Below are 6,757 nucleotides of genomic sequence, written 5' to 3'. Positions count from 1 at the left end.
CAAGAAGTCTTCCTGCGTGGGGTAGGCTTGAGAAAGCCGCCGGATACACTTAATGATCCCCAATGACAGAATTAAACCCCCCCTCCCCGGACCCAGACACACCGTCCGGGGGCCCTGGGGGGTCTGCCCCCCGGAGGCACGTACGGGCCGGGCCCGGAACCCCCCGAGGGGTTCCGGGCCCGGCCCGTGACCGCTACCGGTCGCGCGAGCGACTACGCGTGGGCGCGCAGCAGCGAACGCATCGTCCGCATCGCCACCGACAGGTTCGCCAGGTCGAAGTCGTCCGACCCCCGGATCTCGTCCAGCGTCGTCCGGGCACGGCCGATGATCGCCCCGTTCTTCTCCTCCCACGCCTTGAAGCGCTCCTCGGGAGTGGAGGAGCCGTTGCCCACGGCCAGCACGTCGGCGGTCAGCGCCGCGTGCGCCGCGAACAGGTCCTCGCGGATCGAGGCGCGGGCCATCGACTGCCAGCGGTCGGACCGCGGCAGCTCGATGATGCGGTCCATCAGCTGGGTGATGTCCAGGCGGTCGGCCAGGTCGTAGTACACCTCGGCGACGGACAGCGGGTCCACGCCCGTCCGGTCCGCGATGGCGACGATGTCCAGCGTCGGGAACGCGGACGAGAAGCCGGCCACCTTCGCCGCGAGCTCCTCCGGCACACCCTCGCCGGTCAGCTCGTCCATGATCGACTGGTACCACTCCAGGTCCGCGCCGCGCACCAGCTTCGGCAGCTCCGACCAGACCTCCGCCACCCGGGCCCCGAAGAGCTCGATGGTCTCGGTGATCTGGAGCGGCTGCGGCCGGTTGTTCAGCAGCCAGCGCGTACCGCGCTCCACCAGGCGCCGCGAGTGCAGCCGCACCCGCGTCTGCACGTCGGCCGGGACCTTGTTGTCCAGGGCCTCCACCGCGTCCCACACCTCGGCCAGGCCGAAGATCTCGCGGGCCGCGAGCTGCGCCCGGACGATCTCCTCCATGGAGGCGCCCGTCTCCTCCCGCAGACGGTGCAGGAAGGTCGAACCGCCGGTGTTGACGGTGTCGTTGACCAGCAGCGTGGTGATGATCTCCCGGCGCAGCGCGTGCCCGTCGATCTGCTCGGGGAACTTCGCGCGCAGGGCACCCGGGAAGTACGCGTGCAGCAGGCGGCGCAGGTACGGGTCGTCCGGCAGCTCGGTGTGCACGAGCTCGTCCGCCACCGTGATCTTGGTGTAGGCGAAGAGCACCGCCAGCTCCGGCTGGGTCAGGCCCTTGCCGGTGTTGAGCAGCTCGCGGATCTGCCGGTCGTTCGGCAGGAACTCCAGCTGGCGGTCCAGCAGGCCGTCCCGGCCCAGGCGGCGCATGAAGCGCTGTTGGGCGTGGAGCAGGCTCGGCGCCTGGGACGAACCGTTGGCCAGGGCCGTGTTCTGCGCGTAGTTGTTGCGCAGCACCAGGGAGCCGACCTCGTCGGTCATCTCGGCGAGCAGCTTGTTGCGCTGCTTGACCGTCATGTCGCCGTCCGCGACCACCGCGTTCAGCAGGATCTTGATGTTCACCTCGTGGTCGGAGGTGTCCACGCCCGCGCTGTTGTCGATGGCGTCGGTGTTGACCTTGCCGCCCTCGCCGCCGGCGCCGGTGCGGGCGAACTCGATGCGGCCGAGCTGGGTCAGACCCAGGTTGCCGCCCTCGCCGATGACCTTGGCGCGGACCTCGGAGCCGTTGACGCGGATGGCGTCGTTGGCCTTGTCACCGACGTCGGCGTGCGTCTCGGCGGTCGCCTTGACGTACGTGCCGATACCGCCGTTCCACAGCAGGTCCACGGGGGACCGCAGGATGGCCTGCATCAGCTCGGCCGGGGTCATCTTGGTGACGCCCGCGTCGATGCCCAGTGCGGCGCGCACCTGCGCGTTGACCGGGATGGCCTTCGCCGTACGCGGGTGGATCCCGCCGCCCGCCGACAGCAGCGCGGTGTCGTAGTCCGCCCACGAGGAGCGCGGCAGCTCGAACAGACGGCGGCGCTCGGCGTACGAGACGGCCGCGTCCGGGGCCGGGTCGATGAAGATGTGCCGGTGGTCGAAGGCCGCGACCAGGCGGATGTGCTCCGAGAGCAGCATGCCGTTGCCGAACACGTCACCGGACATGTCGCCGACGCCGACGACCGTGAAGTCCTCGGTCTGGGTGTCGTGGCCCAGCTCGCGGAAGTGCCGCTTGACGGACTCCCACGCGCCGCGGGCGGTGATGCCCATGCCCTTGTGGTCGTAGCCGGCGGAGCCGCCCGACGCGAAGGCGTCGCCCAGCCAGAAGCCGTACGACTCCGCGACGCCGTTGGCGATGTCGGAGAAGGTCGCGGTGCCCTTGTCGGCCGCGACGACCAGGTACGTGTCGTCCTCGTCGTGGCGGACCACGCCCTTGGGCGGCACGACCTCCCCGCCGACCATGTTGTCGGTGATGTCGAGCAGCGCCGAGATGAAGATCTTGTACGAGGCGATGCCCTCGGCGAGCCACGCGTCGCGGTCCACCGACGGGTCCGGCAGGTTCTTCGCGACGAAGCCGCCCTTCGCGCCGACCGGCACGATCACGGTGTTCTTGACCATCTGCGCCTTGACCAGGCCGAGTACCTCCGTACGGAAGTCCTCGCGCCGGTCGGACCAGCGCAGACCGCCTCGGGCGACCTTGCCGAAGCGCAGGTGGACGCCCTCGACGCGCGGGGAGTACACCCAGATCTCGAAGGCGGGACGCGGCGCCGGCAGGTCGGGGATGGCCTGCGGGTCGAACTTCATCGACACGTACGAGTGCTGCTCGCCCTCGCCGTTGAGCTGGAAGAAGTTGGTCCGCAGCGTCGCCTTGATCAGCGTCAGGAAGGAGCGCAGGATGCGGTCCTCGTCGAGCGAGGCGACCTGGTCCAGGGCCCCGTCCAGCTCCTCCAGCATGGCGTCGATCAGCTCGGTGCCGGCGGCCTGGCGGCCGGGCGACATCCGCGCCTCGAAGAGCGAGACCAGCAGCCGCGTGGTGTGGACGTTGTTGCGGAGGGTGTCCTCCATGTAGTCCTGGCTGAAGGTGGAGCCGGCCTGGCGCATGTACTTGGCGTACGCGCGCAGCACCACGGCCTGGCGCCAGGTGAGGCCGGCGCCCAGGACGAGGGTGTTGAAGTTGTCGTTCTCGGCCTCGCCGGTCCACACGGCCGCGAAGGCCTCCTGGAACCGCTCGCGGGCGTCGTCACCGAGGTAGCCGTCCCCGGTGCCGTTCGACAGCGGCATCCGCAGGCCGAAGTCGTAGATCCAGGCGCTGACCCGGTCGCTGCGGCGCAGCTCGTACGGCCGCTCGTCGGTGACCTCGACGCCCAGGCGCTGGAGGACCGGCAGGACCGCGGAGAGGGAGACCTGCTCGCCCTCGCGGTAGATCTTGAAGCGGCGCTCGCCGGGGCCCGCGCCGACGGGCTCGTACAGGGACAGCGCGAAGGGGCGGTCGCCGGCGGACAGCTTCTCCAGGTGGCACAGGTCGGCCACGGCCGCGCGCGGCGAGTGGTCGGCCTTGTAGCCCTCGGGGAAGGAGGTGCCGTACTTGCGCGACAGCTCGGCGGCGCGCTCCTCGCCCAGCTCGGCGGTCAGCGCCTCGCCGAAGCCGTCGGCCCAGGAGCGGGCGGCCTCGACCAGACGGGCCTCGACGCGCTCGACGTCGGCGTCGGTCAGCAGGGGCAGCTCGGTGCCCTGCGGGACGCGGACGACGAAGTGGATGCGGGACAGGATGGACTCGGTGTTCCAGGCGGTGAAGTCGACGCTGGTGCCGCCGAGCTCCTCCTTCAGGATGTCCATCAGGCGCAGCCGGACGCCCGTGGTGAAGCGGTCGCGCGGCAGGTAGACGAGCGCCGAGTAGTAGCGGCCGTACTCGTCCTGGCGCAGGTACAGCCGCAGCCGGCGGCGCTCCTGCAGGTACAGCACGGAGGTGGCGATCTCGCGGAGCTTGTCGACCGGGGTCTGGAACAGCTCGTCGCGCGGGTAGGTCTCCAGGATCTGGAGCAGGTCGCGGCCGTCGTGGCTGGACGGCGAGAAGCCGGCGCCTTCGAGGACCTCGCTGACCTTGCGGCGGATCACCGGGACGCGGCGCACCGACTCGGTGTACGCGGCGGAGGAGAACAGGCCGAGGAAGCGGCGCTCGCCGACGACGTTGCCGTCGGCGTCGAACTTCTTCACACCCACGTAGTCGAGGTACGAGGGACGGTGCACGGTGGCCCGGCTGTTGGCCTTCGTCAGCACCAGCAGGCGGTGCTCGCGGGCCTTGGCGCGGGCGTCGGCGGGCAGCCGGTTGAAGGACGGCGAGACGGGGTGCGCGTCCTCCTGCCCGTGGTGGACCGGGTCGGAGCGCAGGATGCCGAGACCGGTGCCGGGGACGGCCGCGAGGGCGTCGCCGTCGACGAGGTCGTACTCGCGGTACCCGATGAAGGTGAAGTGGTCGTCGGCCAGCCAGCGCAGCAGCTCGCGGGCCTCTTCGAGCTCGTACTCGCGCAGGTCGGGCGCGGTGGGCTCGTTCGGCAGCTCGTCGGCGATGCGCAGCGCCGCGTCGCGCATCTTCTCCCAGTCCTCGACGGACTCGCGGACGTCGGACAGGACGCGCAGCAGGTCACCGGTGATCTGCTTGAGGTCCGCCTTGTCGGTCTCGCGGTCGATCTCGACGTGGATCCAGCTCTCGACGAGGGAGTCGTGGGGGCGCGCGGTCCTGGGGCCGTGGGCGTCGCAGTCGGGGCCCAGGATCTCGATCAGCTTGCCGGTGACGTCACGGCGCACGACGACCTGCGGGTGGATCACGACGTGGATGCCGCGGCCCTGGCGGGACAGCTCGTTCGTCACGGAGTCCACGAGGAACGGCATGTCGTCCGTGACCACCTCGACGACCGAGTGACTGGAGGTCCAGCCGTTCTCCTCGACCGTGGGCGTGTGCACCCGCACGTTCGCGGTGCCCTGCGGCCGGTTCTCGGCGAGCCGGTAGTGCGAGAGCGCCGCGCCGAACACGTCGACCGGGTCCCGGTCGGCGAGGTCCTCGGGGGCGGTGTGCAGGTAGTAGCGCTGGAGGTAGGAGAGCGTCGTGCCCTGATCGGGGCGCTCGCCGTGCTCGGACCCAGTCGGAAGTAGCCCCCCGGCCGGGCTGTTCTCAGCTACCCGTGCCGCCCGCGCGAGCAGCTCGGCCTTTGCTTCGTCCAGCTTGGTCTGCATGTCCTCTGGCTCCTGTCGCGCGCCATTGCGTGACGTAGGTGGTGAAGGAAGGAATGACAAAGCGCCGCGATGGGGCGGGATGTCCGTCCGGATCTGTTGTCGACGCCGTGGCGTCGGGAGAGCCGCCCGGGAAGGCCTCGACCGTGATCGACAGGTCCCGGCGGCGGCGATCAGCGAAGGCCCGGCCGCGGAGACGCGCCGGGCGCGGGCCGGGGGCGTCAGTGCCCCCGAGGACTATCGCGCTGATCACGGGTCAAGGCTATCTCGGTACACCCCCCGGTCGTCATTCACTGCATCTGTACAAAACCGGGGGCAAAACCTGGACACTCTGGCCAGACACCTGGCCGGAACGGTCCGTTACCGGGCTATCCGGCCAGCTCACGGGCCATGGCCACGGCCTCGGCCAGGCTGTCCACGACGGGCACACCGGCGGACTCCAGGCTGGACCGGCTGTGGGAGCCCCCCGTGTACAGAACGGCGCGCGCCCCGACGTGCTCCGCGGCCGTCGCATCGTCCACGGCGTCCCCCACGAGGACCGTACGGCGGACGGTCACACCGGCTGCCTCCAGTGCGGCCATATGGCGTACGAGGTGCCCCGCCTTGGAGGTGTGCGAGGGCCCGGTACGCCCGTCGACGCGCAGGAAGTGCCCGTCGATGCCGTGCGAACGGACCAGCGGCACGAGCCTGTCGTGGGGCGCGAGGGACAGCAGGGACTGGGTGAGCCCGTCCGCCTGCCAGCCCCGCAGCAGCTCCCGCGCCCCCTCGGCCAGCCCCGCAGCCTCGGCGGCGGCCCAGTAGTGGCGGTGGAACGCCTCGTCCATCACGGCCCATTCGGCGTCCGTGGGCAGGCGGCCCATCAGCCGCTCGTAGAACCTCGGCACCGGGACGACGTACAGCTCCCGGTAGCGCTCCAGGGTGATCGGCTCGAAGCCGAGCTCGGCGAAGGACGCGTTGGTCGCGATGATGACCGCGTCGATGTCGTGCAGCAGCGTGCCGTTCCAGTCCCACACGATGTGGGCTCCACCGCTGTTCATCCCAGCAGCCCCGGAATCTCCTGGATCCCGAACCACAGCAGATCGTGGTCCTCGGCGCCGTCCACGGTGAACCGCGCGTCGTCGTCCCCCGCGTCGGCGGCCTCCAGCGCCCCGGCGGCGGCCGCGACGTCGCCCTCGGCGTCGTCGGCGTCGACGTGCACGGCGGCGGCCACCTTCAGCCGTACGGGCGCGGCGAGGGTGACCTGCCCCAGGGTGGCCTCGTCCAGCCCGGGCAGGGCGGTGGCGGCCTTGTCGTCGACGTCGACCGCGACGACGACCCGCCGGCGCGGGGCGGACGCGTCCGCGGCGAGCATCCGCAGCGAGGCGAGGGCGGCCCGGTTCAGGGCGGCGTACTCCAGCTCCTCGATGTCGTCCGAGACGTACCACTCGCGCAGCGCGGGGGTCACGGCGTAGGCGCGCAGCGGTGCGGGCCCCAGCTCGCCCGCCTTGTGCACCTCGGCGAGCCCGGGGAGGGTGAGGGGGACGTACACGCGCATGGCCGGCTGCTTTCGGTAGTCGGAAACGCCCTCAGGATACGACTCG

At 70.9% G+C, this 6,757-nt stretch carries 3 protein-coding genes; all 3 read right to left on the bottom strand.

Annotation, left to right across the window (positions count from 1 at the left end):
• Positions 1-212: 212 nt before the first annotated feature.
• Positions 213-5,180 carry an NAD-glutamate dehydrogenase gene (locus AC069X_RS35550; RefSeq protein ID WP_478735402.1) on the bottom strand — a complete coding sequence of 1,656 codons (4,968 nt, stop codon included), beginning with the start codon at positions 5,178-5,180 and terminating at the stop codon, positions 213-215.
• Between the two features lie 365 nt (positions 5,181-5,545).
• Complete coding sequence (locus tag AC069X_RS35545; protein ID WP_478735400.1) at positions 5,546-6,214, bottom strand: HAD family hydrolase; 669 nt, start codon at positions 6,212-6,214, stop codon at positions 5,546-5,548.
• Entirely contained in the window at positions 6,211-6,711 is a 501-nt protein-coding gene (locus tag AC069X_RS35540; protein WP_478735398.1) for a DUF6912 family protein, read from the bottom strand. The genes AC069X_RS35545 and AC069X_RS35540 overlap by 4 nt, the downstream gene beginning before the upstream one ends.
• Positions 6,712-6,757 lie beyond the last annotated feature (46 nt).

The sequence above is a fragment of the Streptomyces sp. NPDC043896 genome (assembly GCF_056435605.1).
Note: the sequence above shows the minus strand (reverse complement) of the source record. Positions and strands in the feature narration are given on the sequence as shown.

Coding starts and splice junctions, on each gene's coding strand:
- AC069X_RS35545 (WP_478735400.1), bottom strand. CDS start 6,214: ATGAACAGCGGTGGAGCCCACATCGTGTGGGACTGGAACGGCACGCTG.
- AC069X_RS35540 (WP_478735398.1), bottom strand. CDS start 6,711: ATGCGCGTGTACGTCCCCCTCACCCTCCCCGGGCTCGCCGAGGTGCAC.
- AC069X_RS35550 (WP_478735402.1), bottom strand. CDS start 5,180: ATGCAGACCAAGCTGGACGAAGCAAAGGCCGAGCTGCTCGCGCGGGCG.